This window comes from Vogesella sp. LIG4 (assembly GCF_900090205.1).
In the GTDB taxonomy this organism is placed as follows: Bacteria; Pseudomonadota; Gammaproteobacteria; order Burkholderiales; family Chromobacteriaceae; genus Vogesella.
In genome coordinates this window covers 3291573-3312262 of the sequence record NZ_LT607802.1, presented here as the reverse complement: position 1 = coordinate 3312262, position 20690 = coordinate 3291573, and the positions used below count along the sequence as shown (strand labels likewise).

The following is a 20690-nucleotide window of genomic DNA, read 5'->3' as shown; positions in this document are numbered from 1 at the left end:
GCCATGTCTGTCGCCCCAACCCCCACACCTGCCGGCCTGCCCATTGCTGCGGTCGAGCGCGAAACCGGCATTCCCAAGGACTTGCTGCGCATGTGGGAGCGGCGCTATGGCTTTCCGCAACCGGAGCGCGATGCCGCGGGGGATCGACAGTATTCGGCAGAAGAAGTCCTGAAACTCAGGCTGATCAGCCGGCTACTCAATCTCGGCTTTCGCCCGGGCAAGCTAGTGCGGCTGGATACTGCCGCCTTGCAGGCGCTGACGACGGCTCATGCTCCGCCGCTGGAAGTACCGGCCAACTGCAATCGACTGGTGGCGGTGTTGCAAGGCCATGCGGCCACGGCGGTAAGGGAGTATCTGCGCCACCAACTGCTGGAGCAGGGGCTGCGCCGTTTCGTGCTGGAATTCTTGCCGCTTGCCAACCGGCTGGTAGGGGATGCCTGGCTGTGCGGCGAGCTGCAGGTGCACGAGGAGCACCTGTATTCGGAAGAAGTCACCCGCGTGATCCGTGAGTCGCTTGCCACGGTACCGGCTGGCCGGCAAAGCCCGCGCGTGATGCTGACTACCTGCCCGGGCGAGCAGCATGTACTGGGCCTGTTGATGGTGGAGGCGCTGCTGCGGCTGCACGGGTGCGACACCATTGCCTTCGGGGCGCAGATGCCGCTGAGTGATATCGTCCGCGCAGCCGGCAAGCATGCGGTGGATGTGGTGGTGCTGTCGTTCTCTTCGTCCTACCAGGGCAATGCCGCCACCGAGCTTGCGCAACTGTCTCCCCAGCTGCCGGCGCAGACGCAGCTATGGGTGGGAGGGGACGGTTGCCGCCAGCTGGGAAGCCCGCCACCGCGGGTCTGCCATGTGCGCGAGCTGAGCGCGCTGGATGAGCTGGTGGACACCTGGCTGCGTCATGCCTGAGTAGAAACATCTCATGCGGCGCAGTGGCGCCAGCCCTGCCGCCGAACACCGCTTGACGTGGATCATGGCGCGCCGGGCGATTCCATCATGGAATGGCCGGGCTGGCCTCCGGCTCGCACTCTTTGCATTGCCAAAGGGCATTCCACAAAACGCTACACGATGCCGGCTTGAGTCTATGCGGCTTGCCTGTTCCGGGTGTTACTCCCGCGCCATGGGCGAGTCGCGTGGGTCTTGCCTCATCAGGAGTCACCATGCCATTTCAGTCGCTTTTTTTTCGCATGCGTCTGGTGCATTGGATAGGCATCACATTGCTTATCGTGAATGCCCTCTTTTTTACCGGCAATCTGGTCGGCCAGATTGTCCAGTATGTCGTTGCCGCGGTGGTATTCCTGCATGATCTGGATGAAAAGCGCTGGGGGGTGGTGGCGCTCAGGCAGCTTTCCGACTACCTAGGACATTTCCGGGGCAAGGACCTTTCCCAGGCCTGTACCGTCAATGCTTCGCTGAACGCGGAAATCGGCCAGGTGATCGGTGTGATCGAGGAATTCCGCAGCAATGTTCGCAATTCCATTGCCGAAGTCAAAATGGTGGCGAGTGATAACTCCCGCATTGCCACGCAACTCGATGAGCACGCGCAGATAATCGATCAAAGCGTTGGCGCCACGGCCCGCATCGTCAGCAGCACCCTGGACAGGGCAGAACATACCCGTACGGAAATCCAGAAACTTGCGAGCGAGGTGAAGGACGCCAGGGACGAACTGCATGATGCGAGGAGCACTTTCGAGGGCGCGCGGGGTGAGCTTGCCACCATGTTCGCCACTATCGATGCCAGCGTGACTACCGGCTCCGCGCTGACGTCGCGCTTCTCGAACCTGGCGCGCAGCGCGGAGGAGATCAAGGCGGTGCTCAGCACCGTGGCCGCCATCGCGGAACAAACCAATCTGCTGGCCCTGAATGCGGCAATTGAAGCTGCGCGCGCCGGTGAGCAGGGGCGCGGGTTTGCCGTTGTGGCGGATGAAGTCCGCAAGCTTGCCGAGCACACCCAGAACAGCCTGGGCGACATTAACCGTACGGTATCGGCCATCATCAATGGTATTGCCGACACCAGCGTGGAAATGCACGGTCAAGCGGAAACCCTGAAGGATCTATCCGATACCTCGTCGAAAATTGAGCAGATCATGGTAGAGAGCCAGGCCTTGATCGGACGGTCGGTAGAACTGGCGGATAAAACGGCCAACGTTTCCGGCAGCATTCAAACCGATGCGGAGAGTGTTGCGACACAAATGGCGCAGCTCGGTACCATGGCCGTTGATAACACCAGGAGTGTCGAGGATATTGCCCGCACCGTGCATGAACTCCGTGAAATGGCGCGGAAGTCGAGCGCATTGCTGAGCCAGTTTGCAACCTGAAATACGCTACGAAAAAATGGCAGACAGCCCGCGCAGTGCGGGCTGTCTGCTTTGGCGGGGAGGGCGGGAAAGCCGCCTTGCCTTATCGCTTTTCCGGCAGTGCCCCCCCCCCACGTCTCAGTTGCGCTTCGCGCGGAACGCCCACATGCCTGCCAGGCCGGTAAAGCCGGCGACAAACGCAACCAGCATCCAGAAACCATGCGGGTGATCCGCCAGCGGCACACCGCCAACGTTCATGCCGAAGAAGCCGGCGACGATGTTGATCGGTAGCGCAAGCACGGTTACCAGCGTCAGGGTAAACAGCGTTTTATTGGTCTGCTCGTTCAGCTGCGCCGCCAGTTCTTCCTGCAGCAACTTGATGCGCTCCACCAGTGCAGCCAGATCATTCAGCACCAGCGAAAATTCTTCGGTCGACTCCCGCAGATCCTGAACATCCTGCTCTTGCAGCCAGCCAGGGGGGCGGTTCAGTAAGCGGAACAGGGCGCCGGGCTCCGGTGCCAGCAAGCGTTGCAACCTCACCAGGGTGCGGCGCATGGAGGCCAGCTCGGCACGGTTGTCATGCCCGCGCTGTGCCAGCAGTTTGTCCTCGATGTCATCGACCTCCCCGGTGGTGTCGCGCACGATGCGGCTGAAAATGTCGGCCTGATCCTGCAGCAGGTGCACCAGCAAGGCCAGTGGCGAGTTGAATCGCTCACCGCGTTTCACTGCGGCACGCAGCTGATCGACCGAGCGCAGCGGTCTCGCCCGCGCAGTAATCAGGATGTGCTGATGCGCGTAAACCAGCATGCTGGAGACATCGCTTGAAACCAGGGAGAAGTTGAACGCCACATCGTTGATCACGGCCAGCAGTGCATAGTCGACATGCTCGATGCGGGTAGAGCAGGAGCCTGCCCGCAGCATGTTGAAAAAATCATCCGGCAGTGTCAGGTGGGTTCGCATCCAGCGTTCGCATGGCGCGTGTGCAAGGTTGAAATGCAGCCACAGAAAGCCTTGCCGTTGCGCTTGCTGCAACCAGTCCACCACGGCGCCGGAGTCGATTTCCCGGCCAGCCTGGCCAGCGTCGAAGTGAAACCCGCAGATCAGGCCAATTTCATCTGCACCGTAGTTGGCTTGCCGGGGTTTTGGGTTCATGGCGATGGCTTTGCTTGGCAAGACATCAGGCGACCGCGGACTGGCAGTGCAGACTGTGCAGCAAGCCCAGGCGTAATGCCGGGCGCGATGTTTCCATTTGCGTGATGGCCAGCGACTTGAAGGCCGCGAGCATGATGGCCACGCCACCTGGCAGCGTGGCCAGACGGCTTTCCTCGATGCCAGGCAGCTTGAGGCGGTCGATACGGCCGGCGTCCAGCAGCTGCACCGTCAGACGCAGCAGCCCGGAATAGCTGATGGCACCGGCGCCCTTGTCGTTCAGCCCGCACGTTCTCAGCACCTTGGCCAGCACGCGGGCGGTGCCGGATGAGCCGATGGCCTGCTGCCAGCGGTGTTGCCGGAACACGGCGGCAACCTTTTCGAATTCGCTCGCCGCATGCCACTCGGCCTCCTGGAACGCCTGGCTGCTGATGCGGCCATCGGGAAAGTAGCGCTTGCTGAAAGTGCCACTGCCAATCGGCAGGCTTTCCAGGGCGAAGGGTGTTGCACCCCGGCCGACGATCAACTCTGTCGAGCCGCCGCCAATATCGACGACCAGCCTTTCATCGGCAACGTCCGCGTGGGCATGGGCGATGCCCGCGTAGACGAGGCGGGCTTCTTCCTGGCCGGAGATGACCTCGATGGGAAAACCCAGGCGCTCCCTGGCCTCGGCCAGAAAGACATCCGCATTCACGGCGATGCGTACCGTGTTGGTGGCAACCGCCCTGACTTGCCCGGCCTGAAAGCCGCGCAGGCGGGAGCCGAATTTGTCCAGTGCCCGCAGGCCACGGATCATGGCGTGCTTGTCCAGCTCATTATTGTGCTGCAGCCCTTCTGCCAGGCGTACGGGCTCGCGCAAGGTTTCCAGCTCATAGAAGTGATGGCCATGGGCGCTGGGCATGCCATGGCCAATCACCATGCGGAATGCATTGGAGCCAAGGTCTACGGCAGCAAGCAAGGAGGCGGGGGCGGGCATAATCAATACCGGTCTTGAACGTTCAGATGCCCAAAGCAGGGCGCAAGAGCATTGTGCAGAGGCGTCGGTTACAGAGTGATGACAGTTTGAAGGCGCGCAACCCGGCTGTAATTTACCGGCCACTGCCATCAAGGTTGGCCGCATCAGCGGTGTGCCGGGATGTGCGGCGGTACAAGAAAAGCGAGCCTGCGCAGGCAGGCTCGGCAAGAGGCAACAGACAAGGACAGCTTGGGAGTAACAGCGGGAGACAGTCTAGCGGCGGGGCATTACAGCCTGATGTACGGGCTGCCAGGCAGGTGGGGCACGCGGTACTGGGCTGATTGCGCGACAAGTCAAACTGTATGGCGATGGCGCCATGGCCCTTCTGAAAGAGGGGGTGCAGAGGGCGCCGGGGTGGGCAAGTAATGACGGGGTGTAGCCATTGATGGCCACACCCCGATCCGGTGCAGGTTTCCACCGGGCACCACAGGTTTCAATAACGCTGAAAACCTATTGTAGGGAGGCAAATTTAGTGAAAACTTCCTGCCTTGCCAGGCCAGCTACTGGCAGGTTTGTGCGTTGCCAGGAGCCAGGGCAGTCCAATCATAGGGCAGGATTGCCTACAGAGCCGGGACAGTCCATTCCTATGTCAGAGCAGCCTACAAGAGTCGGGGCGATTCACTGAGTATTACGAGGGATTAAACAAAGTCTGTCGGTGTACCCAAAGAGCACCCTGGTGGCTTACACAAAAATGTGGACAGGCCCTACATTACTGGCCTTGGGCATTTTTCCGAAAACTTTGACGCCCTACGCGGAAGACGCTTAGACACCTAACATCTACGATTCGCTCCGTTGCCAACGTGGCAACTCAACTGGAGATTTGAATCATGTCTAAAAAGTCTGCGTCCACCCCTCGTACCCCAATGACTCCGAGCGCCGCAGCCCGCATCCAATCCGCTGAAGGCTGCTATGGTCGACGCTCTGCCGAGCGGCCAAAAGCTCTCAATTCTCTTGAGAAGCAGCGGACATGGTGCGACGGCTTGTAGCTTTTTTGTTACAACAGCAATGACTGGCACAAGAAGAAACTTCACGGCTTTAAACAGTTAATTTATTCCAATGAGTCAATTTAATTGCACAAGCAAATAATATTCCAAAAAATGGCAAATGAATAGATGTGCTTGATAAAGAACAGACTGTTCCTCTATAAGAACAATAAAAAATTAATGTCAGGCGCCATAATTATGACGTCATTGCCAGATAAATTGGATAGCCTAACATCATGAAAATTTTGAACAAAAACATAGCAATGAGTGAAAAAACAATATCAACAGTCGTCACTACTGCTTTACTGTGCCTGGCTGCAGGCTATGCAAATGCTCACACAAATTCGATCGGCTACGTCAATTCTGGTCCAGGCGCAGTAACCTTCTGGTACGGAAATTGGCATGAAGAGACCAATTACAATGAAGGCGAATTGAAGCTTGAAGGCGTAAACGGAACATCGTACGCCCCCCAAATTGTCAGATTCAACCTCCTCCAGAAAACACTTCCGTCAGGATTGATATCTGGCACCAATTATTTCAGTTCCGATGGTTCGGTGCTGGTTCCTTATGACATTTCTCCCGAAGCCGGCGATACCTATACATGGCAAGGAGCCAAGTTTCTGCATCTGACTGCTGGCACATACCGTTTTACCTACATTCCACTCGGTGATCCACAATCCTATAATCCAACCGCTACACCAACGGTGGATTGGGAGCCAATGGATCCTGTCATTCTGTCCAGTATTATCAATCTGGACGCATCCCTTATTGGTGGGGGATATCAAGCCCTAGTAGATCAAAATACTACCGGCTCCAAACCGGCATCAGGTCTGGCAAAAACCCTGGATGATTTGTCAAACAGCCAGAATATCCCGACACAGCTGCAAAACATCCTTGACCAGATCAATAGCCTTTCAACTGATAAAGAAAAAGCCGATGCCATTGCATCGCTTCTTCCTGTACTGAGTGTCGGCAATGTTCAAGCACTGCTGCAGCAGGCCCAGACTGGCCCGACAAAGATAGTCATTGACCGTATGTTCAGGCTGAATGGTTTGTCATCTGGCGATGAAACCTTGCAAGACCGTAAAGCATGGGTAAAACCATTTGGCTCTCTGACAAAGCAAAATGACCGGGATGGTATCCGTGGCTACGAATCGAATGGCTACGGCCTGGTGCTAGGCGCCGACGCAAAGATCAATCCAACGTGGCGAATTGGTGCTGCCGCTTCTTATGCGCAGAACGATATTACTGGAAATGGCAGCAGCAATAGTGTCGATGCAACAACCGTTCAGCTGACCGGGTATGCTACCAAGCGCATCAATGACAGTATGGATCTTAACTTGCTGCTGGCCGGTGGTTACACTTGGAATTCCAGCCAACGCACAATTCAAGTTGGTGTGATTAACAGCATGTCCACCGCCAACTATGATAGTAACCACTTTTATACGGAAGCGGACTTAACAAAAACATACAAGATATCGGACACATTTACCCTGATGCCTTCGGCAAGGATTTCCTACACGAAAGCACATGTGCAAGGGTATCAAGAAGAAGGCTCCGGCCCGGCAAACCTTAATGTTGGCGCAACCAGTGCCGAATCCTTGGTTTCCATGATCGGCGCCAAGGCGGTAAAAGACATTGGCCGTGGCTTCAAATTGTCGGCACATGCAGATATCGGCTATGACGCGCTGGCCAAGCAGGGGCAAGTCACTGCAAGTTTTACTGAAGGCGGCAATGCTTTTGTTGTTAAAGGCATGAGCCCAGCACGCGAAGTCTACCGCGGAGGTGTGGCACTCGAGTGGGTGAACAAATCGGGAATGGAAGTAACAGCCGCTTACGACACGGAACAGCGAACCGGGTATAACGACCAGACTGTCTATGTCAATTTCCGCTGGATGTTCTAACAAGCCCCACAATAGCTGAGAGACTACCGCGTCACACAGCTATTGCGGGAAAATGCTCTCCCTTGATGGGGGTGAGTCACCCCGACTCTTGTAGGCAACCATGGCCGAGGAAAAATGGCAATGGCCGGTCAGTAAACAGAACCGGCCATATTTCTTTGAAGCGTCCATCGACCGCTTTGGCCGAACAGCTGCCAGGCCAGTCCAGCCAGCGGCTGATCGTCGGCCAAAGTTGTCCTTCGCAGTCGAGATGAAAGCATGCCAGAGCCTTGACATGCGCTGGAGAGATGGGGCGGCTGAAGAAGTAGCCTTGTAGAACATTCACACCCAAATCACTTTTGTTTTTAGGATGAAAGATAAATGAAAAGCCTGCCAAGGTTGGCAGGCTTTTCATTTATCTCGCCCAGAGTTTTCAGTTAATTTGCCTTCTTACAATATCAGTCTGCAGTGTCCGGCACGAAGTGCAGCGCCACCGAGTTGATGCAGTAGCGTTCGCCGGTAGGCGGCGGGCCGTCGTCGAACACGTGGCCCAGGTGGGCGTCGCACTGGGCGCAGCGTACTTCGGTGCGAATCATGCCGTGGCTGATGTCGCGGATGCGCACGATGCTGCCGGCTACGGCTTCTTCCCTGAAGCTGGGCCAGCCGCAGCCGGCATCGAACTTGGTGCTGGAGGCGAACAGCAGCGCATCGCAGCAGATGCAGTGGTAGCGGCCCTTGCGCTGATGGAAGTAGTGCTCGCCGCTGAACGGGCGCTCGGTGCCGGCTTCACGGGTGACATGGAACTGTTCCGGGGTAAGCTGCTCGCGCCATTGTTGCGGTGTTTTGAAGACTTTCTGGCTCATGATGTGTGTCCTGTACGGGATGAGTTGGTCGTGGCGGCAAGGCGCGGCTTACAGCTCGTCCAGTGAATCTGTCAGATGCGACTCATCCGCCCAGCTGTCCACCCGCCACTGGCAGCCATCGAAACTCAGCCAGTTGAGCGCGGCATTGGGGATGGGTACCCGGCGCTGCTCGTGCAGGGGTTGGCCGCAAGCGATGCGGTACATTACATCCAGCACGCCGCCGTGGCTGACCAGCAGCACGGTGTCACCGGCATGGTCGGCAGCCAGGCGTTCCAGCGCGTGGCGCACCCGCTGGGCGAACTGCAGCAAGCTTTCGCCGCCGTCCAGGTCGTGCTCCACGTTGCGGCTGCTATAGGCCTGCCAGGCTTGCGGCTGCTGCTCGGCGCCCTCGTGCAGGGAGACACCCTGCAAGGCGCCGAAGTGGCGTTCACGCAGGTCCGGCAGCAGGGTGATGTGCAGTGCCAGCGCCGCCGCCAGCGGCTGGGCGGTGTGGTGGGCGCGGCTAAGGTCGCTGCTGTATAGCGCATCGAAATGCTGGCCACGCCGCTGCAGCGCAGCGGCCAGACTGGCGGCCTGCTCCTCGCCCTGGCTATTGAGCGGGATGTCGGTCTGGCCTTGCAGGCGGCGTTCCGCGTTCCAGGCGGTTTCGCCGTGGCGTACCAGGCAGAAGCGGGTCAGTTGAGTCACGCGGCCTCCGGGATTGAGCGGGCAGATGAAAATGCGGCGATCCGGTCGCCGCAGTGCAGCACAGACTGTAGCGCGGCTTGGGCTGCAGTGCAAAAGCCGCTGGCTACGGTTACAGGATGCCGACGCCGGAGATTTCTCGCGCCAGGTTGGCCGCATAGTTGTCGGTCATGGCGCCGATGTAGTCCAGTACCGTCATATAGGCCTGGTACAGGCCGATGCCTTCCGCCAGCGGCTGCGGCAGCAGGCCAAGCGCCAGGTTCTGCCGCGCGTTCAGTGCCTCGCCGCCACGGATGACGCGGGCATGTACCGCCGGCACCAGTACATCCAGCACGGTGGCAATGCACGGGTAGGAGGCCAGCTCGGTGACCAGCTTGGTGCGGTGGCGGTAGACCTTGTGGCTGGCCAGGACCTTGGCCGCCAGCAGGGTCTGCTTGATGTCCGGCGCGCACACGTCGATCAGGTCCTTGCCCTGGAAGCTGCCGGTGAGCAGCGTATCCTGGTGCAGCATGAATTTTTCCGCCACCTCGGCCACACAGCGGCCAATGGCGATGCCGCGCAGCATGGCGCATTTCTGGCTGACGTCCTGGGTTTGCCATACGCGTTCGGTTTCGCCGAAGTGGTTGAACAGCCGCTCGAACTCATGCACGTCGAGAATGCCGATTTCCACCGCGTCTTCCAGGTCGAGGATGGCGTAGCAGATGTCGTCGGCGGCTTCCATCAAATAGGACAGAGGGTGGCGTGCCCATTCGTGTTGGGCCTTGCGCAGCAGGCCGAGTTCGGTGGCTACCTGTTCAAAGTAGGGCAGCTCGGTGCGGTAGATGTTGAACTTGCCGCGTGCCTGCGCCCGCGGCGCATCGGATGTCCACGGGTATTTGATCAGCGCACCCAGCGCGGCGCTGGTCAGGCGCATGCCGCCCTCGCCGCGGTACATCTCCAGGCTGGCCACCATGCGCAGGCCGTGGGCGTTGCCTTCGTAGGTCTGGATGTCGGCACGTTCGGCAGCGCTGAGCCCCTGCAGCAGTGGCGCATGCGCCGGGTCGCGGAACCAGTCGCGCAGCGCCTCTTCGCCGGTGTGGCCGAATGGCGGGTTGCCGATGTCGTGTGCGAGGCAAGCCACCTGTACCGCACCGCCGATGTCGAACGGAGTGAAGCCGGCGGGCAGCAGGCCTACTGCTTCCATCATGGCGCCGGCGCGGTTGCCCAGGCTGCGGCCAACGCTGGCCACTTCCACGCTGTGGGTCAGGCGGTTGTGGGTGTGATCGTTGGGCGCCAGCGGGTGTACCTGGGTCTTGCGCCCCAGGCGGCGAAAGGCGCTGGAGAACACCACGCGGTCGTGGTCGATGTGGAAGTCGCTGCGCAGGCCGGCGGCGCCTTCCAGCGTGGCCGGGGTGTGTGTTTCGCGGATGGCGCCATCCTGTACCTTGAAGCGGCGGGTGGACAGCAGTTGTTCCCACTGCATGCGGCTGTTGCTCACGATGGCGTTCCTTGTGGTGTGCTGTATTGCATGATGCCAGAAACATCAGTCGCGCAGCGTGGCAAATAATAAACAAAAAATTTATTTATGCCATTCCGGTGTAAACTGCAGGCATAAGTGGCCTACCGCCGCGTCTGGTGATGTCTGCATATATCAGGCGATGCGGCGGGCTCGAAAAATCCCTGGATGACAACACATGACTGTCGCACACCCCAAATTGATACTGCTGGCGGTATGTCTGGTGGCGCTGATGAGCACTGCCGGCGTGGCCATGCCTTACCCCATCCTGGCGCCCATTTTTGTGCATGCGCCGGCGGATGGGTTCAACCATTTCCTGGGGCTTCCCCCCAAGCTGCTGCTGGGCGTGGCGCTTGCGGCCAACCCGCTGGGCATCCTGGTGGGCAGCATGTTCATCGGGGCCCTGTCTGATAGCTTGGGGCGGCGGCGCATTCTGCTGATCACGCTGACATTGACGTTACTGGGCTACCTGCTTACCGCCTGGGCGCTGGATATGCGCTGGTATCTGCTGTTCGTGTTCTCACGTTTTCTGACCGGCCTGACCGAAGGCAATGTCGCCGTGGCGCGCGCCATCGTTGCCGACCTGCATCCGCAGCTGGAGCGCGCACGCAGCTTCGCCATCCTCAATGCCGTGCTGTATATGGGCTGGCTGGTGGGGCCGATGATAGGTGGCTTCACCCTGCCTTTTGGCGAGCCGGTGCCGTTCCTGATCGGCGCCTTTACCTTGCTGCCTTGTCTGGCCATTCTGCTGTGGGTGCTGCCGGAAACCGGCGAGGCCAAGGGGCTGCAGGGGCGGTCCTTGTCGCATGTGGTGCGGCAGCAGCATGCGTTCAGCCTGCTGCGGCAGGACGATCTGCTGGCCGGGATGTTCTGGATGCAGTTGCTGTTTGCGCTGGGGGTGAATGCTTTCTACGAGTTCTACCCGCTGTGGCTGGTGGAGTTTGCGCATATGGGCAGTAGCGGCATTGCCTGGGTGACGGCAGGGCTGTGTCTGGTGATGGCGTTGTCCAGCACCGCGCTTGGCCGCCGGGGGCACGGGCGCGAGCCTTTGCTGCTGGCCAGGCGCAATGCCCTGCTGGTAGGTGGCGGCTTGCTGGTGCTGGCGCTCATGCCATCGACCCCCGGTTTGCTGCTGGTAGTGGTGCTGGGCTGGCCGCTGGCCATCTATAACGCGCTGCTGCCGGCCTGGTGCGCCGAGCAGTTTGCCCACCTGGGGCAGGGCGCGGTGATGGGGCTGCTTTCCACCGTGTTCTGCATCAGTAATGTACTGGTCGCCTTGCTTGGCGGCGGGTTGACCCTGCTGGACACCCGGCTGACCATCGCGCTGGGCGGTGGCATGTGTCTGGTGGCGGTCTGGCGGCTCGGCAAGCTGGCACGTTGGCCGCATCTTGCCCGGCAGGAGGCATGATGGCGAATGATGATGTGCTGTATCGGCTGAAAACGCTGGGGGCGCAAACGGCGCAGCAGCTTGCACTGTTGACCGGCCTTACCGGCATGGGGGTGCGCAAGCAGTTGCTGCAGTTCCAGCAGGCAGGCCTGGTGTGTTGCGATGAGCGCCGTGAAGGGGTGGGGCGCCCGGCGCAGTACTGGCAGCTTACCGCGGCCGGGCACGCCCGTTTTCCGGATCGGCATGGCGAGCTGACGGCGCAGTTGCTGCAGCTGATGCAGACGCAACTGGGTTCGGCAGCGGTGGAGACATTGATTGCCGCCCGGGAAAAACAGGCGGAGCAGCATTATCGGCAGCAATTGAACTCGGCAGGCGATCTGGCAGAGCGGGTGAAGCAGCTGGCGGCGCTGCGGGCGCAGGAAGGCTATATGGCGGAAGCCAGGGCCGATGGCTCGGGTTGGCTGCTGCAGGAGCATCATTGCCCGATCTGTAGCGCCGCAACGGCTTGCCAGGGATTCTGCCGTTCGGAGTTGTCGCAGTTCCAGAGCCTGTTTGCCGGCATGGCTACAGTGGAGCGTAGCGAACATCTGCTTTCCGGCGGGCAACGCTGCGTTTATCGCATCACACCGGTGTGAGCACGCTGTAGCTGCCGGCAGCAGGTGCCGGGCGGTGCAAACAAAACACCCCGCAGTGTGCGGGGTGTTTTGCTTTTTGCCGGTTTATTGTGGGCAGCGGTCTAGATACCCATCATCGGCCGTTGTTTCTGCGTTTTGCGGCGCGCAATCGGAATCTCGTAACCCAGCATGAACAGGGAGGCTTCCAGCCGGCGCAGCGCATGCGGTCCCTGGCACCAGGCGGCCGTGGCGTTATTGAGCGCCTCGCTGGCCACCCAGCTGGCGCGTACTTTCCAGTCGGCATGGAAGCGGCTGCGGTTGGCCAGTTGCTTGAAGTGCAGCAGTTCCGTGCTGGGGTTGCGGTTCATGGTGGAGGCGCCCGGCGCCCACGGGAAGCACAGTGCTTCCGGCAGCAGCAGGCGGCGGCTTTCGCAGAACTGGCGCACCAGGTAGCCCATGGCGGCGCCAATGCGGCCGTCGTACATCATGATCTGGTCGCCGGCCAGCGCGTAAACCTTGGTAAAGCCGGCATTCATGCGCAACTCGCCGTCAAACGGGCTGGTATCGGGCGCTTCCGATTGCAGGATGGCCAGGCTGTGGCGAATCTTCTCCACCAGGCTTGCGAGGTTGTTTTCCGCCCAGTCACGGTTGTAGGTGTACAGCTTGATGACCTTGCCGCCAGACCCCCACAGCAGGACTTCGTCGATGACTTTCAGCAGCTGGCCGGCATCGCCGGTTTGCAGCGACTCGCGCAGGCGGTTGCGGAAGTCGTCCAGCAGGGCCTGCGATTCGTCGAAGTACTGGCCGTTCCAGTAGAAGCGCTGGTATGCCTCTTCCAGAGTGGTGGCGTAGAAGTCGCGATCGTAGTTGGCCGGCAGTATCTTGTCGCGCACCTTGAACTGGTGCTCGCCAAAGCTTTCGCCATCCAGCCAGCTGGAAAGCTGCTGGATGAAGTCGGCGACGGCCGGCTGCTGGAGGTATTGGATCTTGCTGGTCATTGTCTTGTGGGTAACCCTGAGTGCTCGTGGGCTTTGCCTGCATGGATCTCATGCCAGAAGTGGGGGGCGCAAAGCGTATGACTGGATTCTCTCATAGCCGCCATCTTCAATAAACCGTCAGTATTCCGGTAGATTTTATAGAAATGTTAAAATATGTCATGTGAAATCAAAAATAAACTAAACGCTTAAATGTCGATTAGACAGCTGTTGAAGCTTTAGCGTTTGCTATTAAATTAGCCGGGATGAAAGTGTGGTTTTGTTGTTTTTTGGCAACCGGCTTACAATGCAGTATCAGCTTTATAGGTAGCACTAGATGAAGTACGAGCACTTGATACAGATGTTTGATTCGCGGATGCCGGGCAACGGGCTGAGCCGCTTGCAGCTATGGCAGGGGCTGGTGCTGCGGGCAGAGGACCCGCAGCGTTTCGATGAGAACATCAGTGAAGCCACCATTCTGGCGCACAGCGAGGGCGTGCTGCATCGCGAGATCCGTTTTGGCGGGCTGGTGGTGCGCGAGCGGATTCAGCTGGTGGAACTGGACGGCGTGCACTACCACACCGAGCCCAGCGATCAGCACATCGGCGGGCGAATGAGCATGTTCATCGAGGAGCCGCGTCCGGGCGAGCTGTTCATCCGCTTTACTTACGAGAACGATCTGCCGGAAAAGGCGGACGTCAGCGACAGCAATGACCCCAGCTACTATGTGCCGTATCTGAAATCCGCCTATCACCAGGCCGACATGCAGACCGCGCGGCGCATCCTGGAGTTGGCCGCAGAAGGCGTGCTGGGCAGTTGTTGAACTGCAGCCGGTGAACAAAATGCCGCCCGATCGGGCGGCATTTTTGCTTGCCGGGGAGGCTGTGCTGCCTCAGCTTGCCTGTGCCAGCTGGCGTGCCACGTCGGCCAGGGTGGCATCGTCCAGCGCCGGCAACGCCAGTGCCTGCTGGCCGGCGGTGTAGTGTTTGCCCTGCGAGCGGCGGTACAGCGGGTCGTAGTGGTTGAGCAGTAGCTCGCTCACCAGGGTGTCGAAGTCGCCGCCGCGCGCCATCGCGTACCAGGCATCCAGCTGCGCCTTGCTGTGCACGTTGCGCAGGAAACCCAGTTGGGTAACCAGTCGTTCCGGCTCGGCCAGATAGAAGCTGTAGTCCTGTTTCAAGAACGCCACCCGTGCGGCCAACGGTGCTTCCACCTGCAGGCAGGGGCTGGCGTGCATGCGCGCGAACAGCGCTTCCGGCAGCGCCACAAAACCTATCTTCTTGCTTTCCGCCTCGATGAACACTGGGCGCGTCGGATCCAGCCGCTTGATGGCGTCGGCCAGCAGGCTGTCGAAGCGCTTCTGGCTGGGCTGCACCGCATCCGGCAACCCGCCCAGTACCGAGCCGCGATGCGCCGCCAGCTGTTCCAGGTCCAGCACCTGGGCGCCAGAGGCCGCCAATGCGTGCAGCAGGCGGCTCTTGCCACTGCCGGTGGGGCCGCCAACCACACGCAGGTCCAGCTGCGCCGGCAGGGTGGCCAGCTCGTCCAGCACCTGGTGACGGTAAGTCTTGTAGCCGCCCTGCAGCTGGTGCGCGGCCCAGCCGATCTGCGCCAGGATGATGGCCATGGAGCCGGAGCGCTGGCCGCCGCGCCAGCAGTACACCAAGGGGCGCCAGGATTTGGGGTGGAGGGCAAACTGTTCATCCAGGTGGCGGGCGATATTGCGCGCGGCGATGGCGGCGCCCACCTTGCGCGCCTCGAACGGCGACACCTGCTTGTACAGCGTGCCTACCCGCACGCGCTCCTCGTCGCTCATCACCGGGCAGTTGATGGCGCCGGGGATGTGGTCCTCGGCGAATTCCGCCGGGGTGCGGACGTCGATGATCTCGTCAAACTGGGATAGCTGTGCTACGGTCGCGGCCTTGAACAACATGGTTTTGTGAGCTTTACGATGGCTGATATCAGATTGACGCAATTGTCTCACGGCGGCGGTTGCGGCTGCAAAATCGCGCCGTCCGTGTTGCAATCGATTCTTGCCGGCGCCAAGGACCTGCTGCCGTACCCGGACTTGCTGGTGGGGCGCGAAACCAGCGACGACGCCGCGGTTTACCGCCTGAACGACAGCCAGGCGCTGGTGGCCACTACCGATTTCTTCCTGCCCATCGTCGACGATGGCTATGACTTTGGCCGCATCGCCGCCACCAATGCCATTTCCGACATCTACGCCATGGGCGCCACGCCCATCATGGCGCTGGCCATTGTCGGCATGCCGGTGAACACCCTGCCGGTGGAGGTGATTCGCGACATCCTGCAGGGCGGCGAATCGGTCTGCCGCGAGGCGGGCATTCCCATTGCCGGTGGCCATTCCATCGACGCCCCGGAGCCGATTTACGGCCTGGTGGTGATGGGACTGATGCACCCGGACCAGATCAAGCGCAACTGCGACGCCAAGGCCGGTGACGTGCTGATCCTCGGCAAGGGCCTGGGTGTGGGCGTGCTGGCGCAGGCAATGAAAAAGGGCCTGCTGGACGAAGCCGGCTACCGCGCGCTGATCGCCTCCACCACCCAGCTCAACAAGGTGGGCGGGCAGCTGGCGCCGCTGGATGCGGTGCATGCGCTTACCGATGTTACCGGCTTCGGCCTGCTGGGCCACTTGCTGGAAATCTGCCGTGGCTCCGGCCTGGCCGCCCACGTGGACATGGCCAGCGTGCCGGTGATCCGCGAGGCGCGCGGCTTTGCCGAGCAGGGCATCGGCCCCGGCGCCATCGAGCGCAACCTGGCCAGCTTCGGCGCCGACGTGCACTGCGCCGACAGCGTGGCCGAGTGGCAGCTGCGGGTGCTGGCCGATGCGCAGACCAGCGGCGGCCTGCTGGTGGCAGTGGCGCCGGAGGCGGCGGAGCAGGTGCTGCAGCTGTTCCATACCGCCGGTTTCGAGTACGCCAGCCGCATTGGCGAGCTGGCAGCGGGCGAGCCGCTCATTCACGTGAGCTGACGCGGCCTGCGGCCAACGTTGGCCGCATGGCAATGCAAAAAGGCAGAGCGAAAGCTCTGCCTTTTTTGTTGCTGACGCAATTGCTCACTCCGGCAGCGGCACGTCCAGCGTCGCGCCGATGGTGAAGAAGTGCCCGCCGGCGATGTAGTGTAGCGTGCGCTTGGCATCGTCGTGAATCGGCTGCCAGTGGCCGTCGACGAACAGCGTCGGGTCGGCCCAGGCGGACACCACCTCGCCGATGAACAGGTCGTACTGCTGCTGGTTATGCGGCTCGCGGATCAACCTGCACTCCAGCCAGCCGGCGCAGCCGTCCACGTGCGGCGCGGCCACCGCGTGGCCGGGCACGGCAACCAGGCCGCTGGCGGCGAACTTGTCAGCCACCTCCAGCCCGCTGTCCGAGCCCACCTGCAGCACGGCGGCAGCCTGCGGCTGCAGCGGCACGTTGAGCACGAACTCGCCGGAGGCTTCGATCAGCTGGCGGCTGAAGGTGGACTTGTCGATCACTACCGCCACCTTGGGCGGGTTGAAGTCCAGCGGCATGCTCCAGGCGGCGGCCATCACGTTCTGGCGCCCGCCGTGGGCGCTGCTCACCAGCACCGTGGGGCCGTGGTTGAGCAGGCGGTAGCTCTTGGCAAGATCAACAGCTTGATAACTCGGCATGGTCATTCCTTAATCCAGGCACAGCCGGCGCAGGTAGCTGCCGGCGGTGCGCAGGTCCTGGGCAATGGCGGCGCGCACGCCGTCGGCGTCATTATTCTGCAATGCCCGCAGCAGCACACTGTGGGCATCGTTCATGGTTTTCCACACGTCCAGATCCTGGTGCAGCTGGTTGGAAATCGGCCCCACGTGCAGCCACACGGTTTCGATCAGCGACAGCAGCAGCGGCGAGTTGGCCGCATGGTACAGCGCCAGGTGGAACAGCTCGTTGGCGTCCAGGTAGCCTTTTACATCGTCGGCGGCAATCGCGGCATCCATCTGCTGGCACAAGGCCAGCAGCTGCTCGCGGCCGGCGGCATCCAGCCGCTGCGCGCCAAGGTAGGCGGCTTCGCCTTCCAGCAGGATGCGGTTTTGCAGGATGTCGTCGAACTGCGCCACGCTGAGCTGCGGCACGGTCACACCGCAATTGGGTACGTTCACCAGCGCCTTTTCTGCGGCCAACCTTTGCAGCGCGGCGCGTACCGGCATCTGGCTCACGCCCAGCTCGCTGGCCAGGTGGTTGATCTTCAGACGCTCGCCCGGCAGCCAGCGCCCCAGCATCAGCATGTGGCGCATTTTGTCGTAGATGTCGTCCTGCAGGGTGGAGGCGGAAGCGGTTTTCATGGCGGGGAGGCGGGCAAAGTTGGCCGCAAGCATAGCAGAGCAGGGCAGCGATGCAAATTTGCATTTGATCAAATTGTTGACATGGTTATTTGATCAAATCTACCATGCGCAGCACCACCTGCGTTTTGCTGCGGTTTTCTGTTTTGCAAGGGATGGATCAAGCTGGGCAAGGACGGGAACCAACGGAACATGATGATCGGAATACCGGAGGAGAACGACCATGAATGAACAACTCGCCGCGTTCATACGCGAACACAGTATCCACGAAGTGGAGTGCGTGATACCCGACATGACCGGGGTGGCGCGCGGCAAGATCGTGCCCAAGAACCTGTTCCTGGCCGAAGACAGTATGAAGATGTCCAAGGCAGTGCTCACCATCACCGTGAACGGCGAATTCGCCGAGTTCGAGCGCTTTGCCGGCGCCAACGACCCGGACATGGTGTGCCGGCCGGACCCGTCCACCATCCGCCTGGTGCCGTGGGCCATCGAGCCGGTGGCGGTGGTGATCCACGACTGCGAGGACTTCGACGGCCGCCCGGTGGGCATCTCGCCGCGCGCAGTGCTGCGCAAGGTGCTGAAACTGTACGAAAACCGAGGCTGGCGCCCGGTGGTGGCGCCGGAGATGGAGTTCTACCTGATCCGCCAGAACAACAACCCGCACGAACCGCTGCGCCCGCCATCCGGCCGCGCAGGCCGTTCCGAGGTGGGCCGCCAGTCGTTCTCCATCGATGCGGTGAATGATTTCGACCCCTTCTTCCAGGAGCTGTCGGCGTTCTGCGAGGCAGCCAAACTCAATGTGGAAACGCTGATCCACGAAGTGGGCGCCTGCCAGATGGAGATCAACTTCAGCCACGGCGACGCCATGGCGCTAGCCGACCAGGTGTTCCTGTTCAAGCGCGCGGTGCGCGAAACCGCCTACCGTCACAATATCTTCGCCACCTTCATGGCCAAGCCGATGGAAGGCGAGCCGGGCAGCGCCATGCACATCCACCAGAGCATCGTGAGCAGCGAAAGCGGCGAGAACATCTTCTCGCAGCCGGATGGCAGCGCCAGCGAGCTGTTCTTCCACCACATCGGCGGCATGCAGCGATACCTGCCGCATGCCATGCCGATGCTGGCGCCGTACGTGAACAGCTACCGCCGCCTGAGCCGCCACACCGCGGCGCCCATCAATGTACGCTGGGGCTACGACAACCGCACCTGCGGCATCCGCATTCCGCCGTCCGGCCCGGCGGCGCGCCGGCTGGAAAACCGCGTGCCCGGCGTGGACGTGAATCCCTACCTGGCAATGGCCGCCACCCTGGCCTGCGGCTACCTGGGCATGGTGGGCAAGATCGAGCCTTCCGCACCGATGAACGACAGCGCCTACGACCTGGACTACGAGCTGCCGCGCAGCCTGGAAGACGCGGTGGAGCTGATGCAGGCCTGCCCGGAGCTGGCGGAGATTCTGGGCGAGGAGTTCGTGCAGGCGTTCTGCGCGGTGAAGGAGAAAGAGTTCGAAACCTTCAACCGCGGCATTACCGCCTGGGAGCGCGAACACCTGCAGCTGCACGTGTAAGTGCGACAACACCGATTCACGGCATGCGGCCAACGTTGGCCGCATGCCGGCACAAGACAAAACACAAGGAGAACAGCATGAACACCCGCCACGGCATCGACTGGGACAAGGCCCAGGCGCTGCACCACCTTGAACGCAATGCCTTTATCGGCCGCATGCCGCGTTCGCGCGAGCTGTCGTCGCGTGCCGCCGGCCACCTGCTGTTCGGCGTGCCGCTGCACTGGATGAACGACTGGTCCACGCCGTTCTCGCTGTACGTGGCGGCGGCGCAGGGCGCGCGTTTCCAGGATGTGGACGGCCACGACTACGTGGACTTCTGCCTGGGCGACACCGGCGCCATGTTCGGCCACAGCCCCAAACCGGTGGCCGAGGCCATCGCCCGCCAGGCACAGCGTGGCTACACCGCCATGCTGCCCAGCGAGGACGGCGTGTGGGTGGCGCAGGAACTGGCGCGCCGCTTCGGCCTGCCGTACTGGCAGTTCGCGCTGTCCGCCTCCGACGCCAACCGATATGCCATCCGCTGGGCGCGGGCGATCACCCATCGCAGCAAGGTGCTGATCTTCAACGGCTGCTACCACGGCACGGTGGACGATGTGTTCGTCGATCTGGTGGATGGCCAGCCGCAGACTCGCAACAGCCTGCTGGGCCAGGTATACGACATTACCCAACATACCCGCAGCGTGGAGTTCAACGACCTGGCGGCGCTGGAAGCAGCGCTGCAGGACGGCCAGGTGGCCTGCCTGCTGGCCGAGCCGGCAATGACCAATATCGGTATGGTGCTGCCGCAGCCGGGCTTCTGGCAGGCGGCACAGGCGCTGTGCCAGCGCTACGGCACGCTGCTGCTGATCGACGAGACCCACACCATCAGCAGCGGCCCCGGGGGCTACACCCGCGCCCACGGCCTGCAGCCGGACCTGCTGGTGGTGGGCAAACCGGTAGCCGGCGGCGTGCCGTGCGCGGTGTACGGCTTCAGCGAGCAGACCGCCCACCGTGCCGAGGAAGCCAAGCGCACCGCGCCGCCGGGGCATAGCGGCATCGGCACCACGCTTACCGCCAACCTGCTGGCCATGGCGGCGATGCGGGCGAACCTTGCCGAGGTGATGACCGACGAAGCCTACCGGTATATGTTCGGCCTGGCGGAAAGGTTGGCCGCAGGTTTGCGAGCTGTCATCACGCAGCACGGGCTGCCGTGGTGCGTGACGCAGATCGGCGCGCGCACCGAGTTCCAGTTCACCGCCACGCCGCCGCAGAACGGCAGCGAGGCCGACAGGATACTGGACAGCGACTTGGAGCATATCGTGCACCTGTTCCTGCTCAACCGCGGCCTGCTGATCACGCCGTTCCACAATATGATCCTGGTGTGCCCGGACACCACCGAGGCCGATGTCGACCGGCTGGTGGCGGCATTCGCCGACTTCGTCGCCGCCGTGAAGTAGCGCCGCAGGGCGGAAGCCCGGCAAGGCCGGGCGTTCCGCCACA

General features: G+C 61.4%; 19 protein-coding genes. 9 read left to right on the top strand and 10 right to left on the bottom strand.

What is annotated here, in order from left to right; translation table 11 throughout:
* Window positions 1-3 precede the first annotated feature (3 nt).
* Entirely contained in the window at window positions 4-909 is a 906-nt protein-coding gene (locus PSELUDRAFT_RS15365) for a MerR family transcriptional regulator (RefSeq protein WP_088967666.1), read from the top strand.
* A 251-nt stretch (window positions 910-1160) separates the two neighbouring features.
* Window positions 1161-2318 (top strand): methyl-accepting chemotaxis protein, encoded by a 1158-nt coding sequence (locus PSELUDRAFT_RS20030; RefSeq protein WP_197693886.1) that lies wholly within the window; start codon window positions 1161-1163, stop codon window positions 2316-2318.
* 117 nt (window positions 2319-2435) lie between these two features.
* Here PSELUDRAFT_RS20030 and PSELUDRAFT_RS15355 read toward each other — a convergent pair whose 3' ends face one another.
* Entirely contained in the window at window positions 2436-3449 is a 1014-nt protein-coding gene (locus tag PSELUDRAFT_RS15355; RefSeq protein ID WP_088967664.1) for a transporter, read from the bottom strand.
* Window positions 3450-3474: 25 nt separating this feature from the next.
* On the bottom strand, window positions 3475-4551 hold the full coding sequence (locus tag PSELUDRAFT_RS15350; protein ID WP_197693885.1) for a Ppx/GppA family phosphatase: 1077 nt from the start codon (window positions 4549-4551) through the stop codon (window positions 3475-3477).
* Between the two features lie 1129 nt (window positions 4552-5680).
* Here PSELUDRAFT_RS15350 and PSELUDRAFT_RS15345 point away from each other — a divergent pair.
* Entirely contained in the window at window positions 5681-7348 is a 1668-nt protein-coding gene (locus tag PSELUDRAFT_RS15345; RefSeq protein WP_088967662.1) for an autotransporter outer membrane beta-barrel domain-containing protein, read from the top strand.
* Between the two features lie 76 nt (window positions 7349-7424).
* Here the strand turns inward: PSELUDRAFT_RS15345 and PSELUDRAFT_RS19500 are convergent, their stop codons facing one another.
* From PSELUDRAFT_RS19500 to PSELUDRAFT_RS15330, 4 genes are all read right to left on the bottom strand, one after another.
* Window positions 7425-7739: a hypothetical protein gene (locus PSELUDRAFT_RS19500; RefSeq protein ID WP_157725155.1), complete on the bottom strand. Its 315-nt coding sequence runs from the start codon at window positions 7737-7739 to the stop codon at window positions 7425-7427.
* 43 nt (window positions 7740-7782) lie between these two features.
* Window positions 7783-8187: a peptide-methionine (R)-S-oxide reductase MsrB gene (msrB, locus tag PSELUDRAFT_RS15340; protein ID WP_088967661.1), complete on the bottom strand. Its 405-nt coding sequence runs from the start codon at window positions 8185-8187 to the stop codon at window positions 7783-7785.
* Between the two features lie 48 nt (window positions 8188-8235).
* Window positions 8236-8874, bottom strand: a complete 639-nt coding sequence (locus PSELUDRAFT_RS15335; protein ID WP_231895235.1) for a histidine phosphatase family protein — start codon at window positions 8872-8874, stop codon at window positions 8236-8238.
* Window positions 8875-8983: 109 nt separating this feature from the next.
* Window positions 8984-10333, bottom strand: a complete 1350-nt coding sequence (locus PSELUDRAFT_RS15330) for a deoxyguanosinetriphosphate triphosphohydrolase (RefSeq protein ID WP_088968527.1) — start codon at window positions 10331-10333, stop codon at window positions 8984-8986.
* Window positions 10334-10544: 211 nt separating this feature from the next.
* Between PSELUDRAFT_RS15330 and PSELUDRAFT_RS15325 the strand changes: the two genes are divergently transcribed.
* Both PSELUDRAFT_RS15325 and PSELUDRAFT_RS15320 read left to right on the top strand, forming a co-directional pair.
* On the top strand, window positions 10545-11774 hold the full coding sequence (locus PSELUDRAFT_RS15325) for an MFS transporter (protein WP_088967659.1): 1230 nt from the start codon (window positions 10545-10547) through the stop codon (window positions 11772-11774).
* Window positions 11771-12388: a metalloregulator ArsR/SmtB family transcription factor gene (locus tag PSELUDRAFT_RS15320; RefSeq protein WP_088967658.1), complete on the top strand. Its 618-nt coding sequence runs from the start codon at window positions 11771-11773 to the stop codon at window positions 12386-12388. The genes PSELUDRAFT_RS15325 and PSELUDRAFT_RS15320 overlap by 4 nt, the downstream gene beginning before the upstream one ends.
* A gap of 101 nt (window positions 12389-12489) precedes the next feature.
* Here the strand turns inward: PSELUDRAFT_RS15320 and PSELUDRAFT_RS15315 are convergent, their stop codons facing one another.
* Complete coding sequence (locus PSELUDRAFT_RS15315; RefSeq protein WP_088967657.1) at window positions 12490-13365, bottom strand: hypothetical protein; 876 nt, start codon at window positions 13363-13365, stop codon at window positions 12490-12492.
* Between the two features lie 337 nt (window positions 13366-13702).
* Here PSELUDRAFT_RS15315 and PSELUDRAFT_RS15310 point away from each other — a divergent pair, with 337 nt between their 5' ends.
* The gene (locus tag PSELUDRAFT_RS15310; protein ID WP_157725154.1) at window positions 13703-14164 is read left to right on the top strand and encodes an AtaL-like protein; all 462 of its coding nucleotides are present in this window, start codon (window positions 13703-13705) and stop codon (window positions 14162-14164) included.
* A 69-nt stretch (window positions 14165-14233) separates the two neighbouring features.
* Here the strand turns inward: PSELUDRAFT_RS15310 and mnmH are convergent, their stop codons facing one another.
* Window positions 14234-15274 carry a tRNA 2-selenouridine(34) synthase MnmH gene (gene mnmH / locus PSELUDRAFT_RS15305; RefSeq protein ID WP_088967655.1) on the bottom strand — a complete coding sequence of 347 codons (1041 nt, stop codon included), beginning with the start codon at window positions 15272-15274 and terminating at the stop codon, window positions 14234-14236.
* A gap of 18 nt (window positions 15275-15292) precedes the next feature.
* On the opposite strand from mnmH, the gene selD reads away from it, so the two are divergent.
* Window positions 15293-16333 carry a selenide, water dikinase SelD gene (gene selD / locus PSELUDRAFT_RS15300; RefSeq protein WP_088967654.1) on the top strand — a complete coding sequence of 347 codons (1041 nt, stop codon included), beginning with the start codon at window positions 15293-15295 and terminating at the stop codon, window positions 16331-16333.
* 84 nt (window positions 16334-16417) lie between these two features.
* On the opposite strand, the gene PSELUDRAFT_RS15295 is transcribed toward selD, so the two are convergent.
* Together PSELUDRAFT_RS15295 and PSELUDRAFT_RS15290 are read right to left on the bottom strand one after the other, a co-directional pair.
* Window positions 16418-16993, bottom strand: a complete 576-nt coding sequence (locus PSELUDRAFT_RS15295) for a flavin reductase family protein (protein ID WP_179947553.1) — start codon at window positions 16991-16993, stop codon at window positions 16418-16420.
* A 9-nt stretch (window positions 16994-17002) separates the two neighbouring features.
* Window positions 17003-17653 (bottom strand): GntR family transcriptional regulator, encoded by a 651-nt coding sequence (locus PSELUDRAFT_RS15290; protein ID WP_088968526.1) that lies wholly within the window; start codon window positions 17651-17653, stop codon window positions 17003-17005.
* Between the two features lie 220 nt (window positions 17654-17873).
* Between PSELUDRAFT_RS15290 and PSELUDRAFT_RS15285 the strand changes: the two genes are divergently transcribed.
* Both PSELUDRAFT_RS15285 and PSELUDRAFT_RS15280 read left to right on the top strand, forming a co-directional pair.
* The gene (locus PSELUDRAFT_RS15285) at window positions 17874-19211 is read left to right on the top strand and encodes a glutamine synthetase family protein (RefSeq protein WP_088967652.1); all 1338 of its coding nucleotides are present in this window, start codon (window positions 17874-17876) and stop codon (window positions 19209-19211) included.
* A gap of 77 nt (window positions 19212-19288) precedes the next feature.
* A complete protein-coding gene (locus PSELUDRAFT_RS15280; RefSeq protein WP_088967651.1) occupies window positions 19289-20647 on the top strand; it encodes an aspartate aminotransferase family protein in 1359 nt (452 codons plus the stop codon).
* Window positions 20648-20690 lie beyond the last annotated feature (43 nt).

Excerpts from the sequence above, each read along its gene's own strand:
- PSELUDRAFT_RS15365 (WP_088967666.1), top strand. The coding sequence starts at position 4 with ATGTCTGTCGCCCCAACCCCCACACCTGCCGGCCTGCCCATTGCTGCG.
- PSELUDRAFT_RS20030 (WP_197693886.1), top strand. The coding sequence starts at position 1,161 with ATGCCATTTCAGTCGCTTTTTTTTCGCATGCGTCTGGTGCATTGGATA.
- PSELUDRAFT_RS15355 (WP_088967664.1), bottom strand. The coding sequence starts at position 3,449 with ATGAACCCAAAACCCCGGCAAGCCAACTACGGTGCAGATGAAATTGGC.
- PSELUDRAFT_RS15350 (WP_197693885.1), bottom strand. The coding sequence starts at position 4,551 with ATGGCAGTGGCCGGTAAATTACAGCCGGGTTGCGCGCCTTCAAACTGT.
- PSELUDRAFT_RS15345 (WP_088967662.1), top strand. The coding sequence starts at position 5,681 with ATGAAAATTTTGAACAAAAACATAGCAATGAGTGAAAAAACAATATCA.
- PSELUDRAFT_RS19500 (WP_157725155.1), bottom strand. The coding sequence starts at position 7,739 with ATGAAAAGCCTGCCAACCTTGGCAGGCTTTTCATTTATCTTTCATCCT.
- msrB (WP_088967661.1), bottom strand. The coding sequence starts at position 8,187 with ATGAGCCAGAAAGTCTTCAAAACACCGCAACAATGGCGCGAGCAGCTT.
- PSELUDRAFT_RS15330 (WP_088968527.1), bottom strand. The coding sequence starts at position 10,333 with ATGCAGTGGGAACAACTGCTGTCCACCCGCCGCTTCAAGGTACAGGAT.
- PSELUDRAFT_RS15325 (WP_088967659.1), top strand. The coding sequence starts at position 10,545 with ATGACTGTCGCACACCCCAAATTGATACTGCTGGCGGTATGTCTGGTG.
- PSELUDRAFT_RS15320 (WP_088967658.1), top strand. The coding sequence starts at position 11,771 with ATGATGGCGAATGATGATGTGCTGTATCGGCTGAAAACGCTGGGGGCG.
- PSELUDRAFT_RS15315 (WP_088967657.1), bottom strand. The coding sequence starts at position 13,365 with ATGACCAGCAAGATCCAATACCTCCAGCAGCCGGCCGTCGCCGACTTC.
- PSELUDRAFT_RS15310 (WP_157725154.1), top strand. The coding sequence starts at position 13,703 with ATGTTTGATTCGCGGATGCCGGGCAACGGGCTGAGCCGCTTGCAGCTA.
- mnmH (WP_088967655.1), bottom strand. The coding sequence starts at position 15,274 with ATGTTGTTCAAGGCCGCGACCGTAGCACAGCTATCCCAGTTTGACGAG.
- selD (WP_088967654.1), top strand. The coding sequence starts at position 15,293 with ATGGCTGATATCAGATTGACGCAATTGTCTCACGGCGGCGGTTGCGGC.
- PSELUDRAFT_RS15295 (WP_179947553.1), bottom strand. The coding sequence starts at position 16,993 with ATGCCGAGTTATCAAGCTGTTGATCTTGCCAAGAGCTACCGCCTGCTC.
- PSELUDRAFT_RS15290 (WP_088968526.1), bottom strand. The coding sequence starts at position 17,653 with ATGAAAACCGCTTCCGCCTCCACCCTGCAGGACGACATCTACGACAAA.
- PSELUDRAFT_RS15285 (WP_088967652.1), top strand. The coding sequence starts at position 17,874 with ATGAATGAACAACTCGCCGCGTTCATACGCGAACACAGTATCCACGAA.
- PSELUDRAFT_RS15280 (WP_088967651.1), top strand. The coding sequence starts at position 19,289 with ATGAACACCCGCCACGGCATCGACTGGGACAAGGCCCAGGCGCTGCAC.